3 protein-coding genes and 1 pseudogene are annotated in these 2,609 nt (G+C 68.6%); 1 reads left to right on the forward strand and 3 read right to left on the reverse strand.

What is annotated here, in order from left to right:
• The 3 genes and pseudogenes from ABT114_RS50175 to ABT114_RS50185 form a co-directional block, all read right to left on the reverse strand.
• Positions 1 to 229, reverse strand: a pseudogene (locus tag ABT114_RS50175) (IS5/IS1182 family transposase); the annotation flags it as partial.
• A gap of 71 nt (positions 230 to 300) precedes the next feature.
• Entirely contained in the window at positions 301 to 531 is a 231-nt protein-coding gene (locus tag ABT114_RS50180) for a winged-helix domain-containing protein (protein WP_351154017.1), read from the reverse strand.
• Between the two features lie 461 nt (positions 532 to 992).
• A complete protein-coding gene (locus tag ABT114_RS50185) occupies positions 993 to 2,105 on the reverse strand; it encodes an alkene reductase (RefSeq protein WP_351154019.1) in 1,113 nt (370 codons plus the stop codon).
• Between the two features lie 110 nt (positions 2,106 to 2,215).
• Between ABT114_RS50185 and ABT114_RS50190 the strand changes: the two genes are divergently transcribed.
• On the forward strand, positions 2,216 to 2,569 hold the full coding sequence (locus ABT114_RS50190; protein WP_351154022.1) for an ArsR/SmtB family transcription factor: 354 nt from the start codon (positions 2,216 to 2,218) through the stop codon (positions 2,567 to 2,569).
• Positions 2,570 to 2,609 lie beyond the last annotated feature (40 nt).

Below are 2,609 nucleotides of genomic sequence, written 5' to 3' on the forward strand. Positions count from 1 at the left end.
CGGAGATGTCGTTGCCGCCTGCCATGTCGAGGAGTCGCTGGTAGTGACGGAGTACGGAGAGCACGAGGATCGCCTGGGTTGCCGGACCGGCTTTGCGCCAGCGGGTGCCCAGCTCCTTGCGTCGCCCGCGTATCAGGCCGGCGACGAGATCGATGGTCGTCTTCGACAGGGGAAGCCGAACCTGATAGACAGCATCCTGAGCGCCCTCGGCGGGCTGGTTTTTCGTCACAGATTCACCAACACCCGCCGGGGGCTCTCGCGTTACGGCGGGAATCGGCCGGTCGGCTGCCCCCTCACGTCTCAGCGCGGCAGATAGCGACCGGCTCCGGTCCTCGAGATCCAGCCCCGGTCGGCGAGTTTGCGCAGCTGACCGCGGACCGGCTCGACCTTGCCCGGCGTGAGCTCCCGCTCCAGCGCCTTCGCGACATCCTTGGCCATCACCGGCCCGTCCGCCCCGGCCACGATCTCCATGATCCGCCGGTATTCCGACGTCAGGGCCTCCGGGCCCATCCCCTCTGCCCGGTCGGGCACCAGCCGCATCCCGCTGCACCCGGCCCGGTCACGACACGCTCCGGCTCCGGCTCCGGCTCCGGCTCCGGCTCCGGCTCCGGCTCCGGCTCCGGCTCCACGCTGTCCGATCGGCGGCGTCCGCCTTCGGTCGCCTCGGCCCACTGCCCGAACACGACCTCTGCGCCACCAGTCGGGCCAACTGCGTCTCGATTCCGGCCAGTTCCTTGCGCAGCAGTTCCACCGGTTCCTCCAGCTCAAGGCGCTGCTCGACCGTCCACGTGAGCACGTCCGTCATGCACATCCCTCCCGCCACGGAACCTACGCAGGAGGCCGTCGGCCCGGCCCGAGAATCCCAGAGGCCGCCCGTGACGGACGATCACGTGCTAACGATCTCCCTCCAGGCCAGCGCGAGCACCGGGCGTACAACACCTCAGTCGGTCATCGGAGTTGTCGCCTTGTCACCGACGGAGTGATCGCGCTTTTCAAGCCGCCTGAAGGAAGGGGTAGTCGGTGTAGCCTTCCGGGCCCGCCGCGTAAAAGAGTTCCGGCCGCGGCTCGTTCTCGGGGTGGCCGTGCCGCCAGCGCTCGATCAGGTCGGGGTTGGCTATGACGGCTCGGCCCACGACCACGGCCTCGGCCTGGTCGGCCGCGATCAGCTGTATCGCGTCCTCGCGGGTGGTCTGGCCGCCGAGGAAGCCGGTGTTGACGATCAGCTTGCCGTCGAAGCGCTGCCGCAGCTGCTGCACCAGCTCACCGCCCGGCTCTCCGTGCAGGACGGAGAGGTAGGCCAGGCCCAGCGGGCGCAGCTGGTCCACCAGGGTGCCATAGGTGGCCAGGACGTCGTCCCGGTCGGTCTCGAAGACGTCCGCGAGGGCGATCTCCGGGGAGATGCGCAGTCCGACCCGCTCGGCGCCGACGGCTTCGGAGACCGCCGTGACCACCTCGACGACGAAGCGGGCTCGGTTCTCGGGCGAGCTGCCGTACTCGTCGGTGCGCTGGTTGGCCCCCGGGGACAGGAACTGGTGGAGCAGGTAACCGTTGGCGCCGTGAATCTCCACGCCGTCCGCTCCCGCCTCGATGGCCCGGCGGGCCGCGGCGACGAAGTCCGCCATGGCTACCCGGATCTCGGCGGTGGTCATCGCTTCCGGTATGGCGAAGGGCTGTTCGCCCTTCGCCGTGAACGTCTTGCCGTTGATGGCGATCGCGCTGGGGGCGAGGATGCGGCGGCCGCCGTTGATGTCGGGGTGGGTGGCGCGACCGGCGTGCATGATCTGCAGGAAGATGTGTCCACCCTCCGCGTGCACGGCCTCGGTCACCTTCTGCCAGCCGGCCGCCTGCTCGTCGGTGGCGATGCCCGGCGCGCCGACCCATCCCTGTGACCCGTGGTCGGGATAGGTGCCCTCGCTGATGATCAATCCGACGCTCGCCCGCTGCCGGTAGTACTCGGCCATCAGGTCACCGGGAACGCCTGTGGAACCGGCGCGGACCCGGGTCAGCGGCGCCATGACGACGCGGTTGGCGAGTTCGATCTTTCCGAGCGTCACGGCGGAGAAAAGTGATGGAACAGTCGTAATCCCAGAAGTGTTGACAGACATGGGTGCCCCTATGTGAAGCGGTGGATTGCCGGAGGAAGGCCGCACCGGCCCCTTTACCGTACCCCCATGTACGCGCGAACGCGAACATGGGGCGGCGTTACCCTTCCCGTATGGCCAGCCGCACCTCATCCCCGCTCGTCCACCCCGACGTGGACGACTTCGACCTCTTCAAAATCATGAGCGCGCTGACCGACGAGACCCGGCTCACGATCGTCGTCACTCTCGCCGCTTCACCCGGTCTCGCCTGCAGCGGCTTCAACCGGGATGTCACCGCGTCCGTGCTCACCCGCCACTTCCGCGTCCTGCGCGAGGCCGGTCTCATCCGGCAGCACGACGTCGGCACCCGCCGCATCAACACGCTGCGCAAGGAAGAGCTGGACCAGCGGTTCCCCGGACTGCTCGACCTCGTCCTCAAGGAGAGCGTCGGCCGCGTGGAGCCCTACGAGAACGTCGAAAGCTGCTGATCGCGCGCGAGCGCCACAACATCATCGAGGTCCGGTTCCC

The organism is Streptomyces sp. NPDC002088 (assembly GCF_040296605.1).
Taxonomy (GTDB): Bacteria; Actinomycetota; Actinomycetes; order Streptomycetales; family Streptomycetaceae; genus Streptomyces.

Coding starts and splice junctions, on each gene's coding strand:
- ABT114_RS50185 (WP_351154019.1), bottom strand. CDS start 2,105: ATGTCTGTCAACACTTCTGGGATTACGACTGTTCCATCACTTTTCTCC.
- ABT114_RS50190 (WP_351154022.1), top strand. CDS start 2,216: ATGGCCAGCCGCACCTCATCCCCGCTCGTCCACCCCGACGTGGACGAC.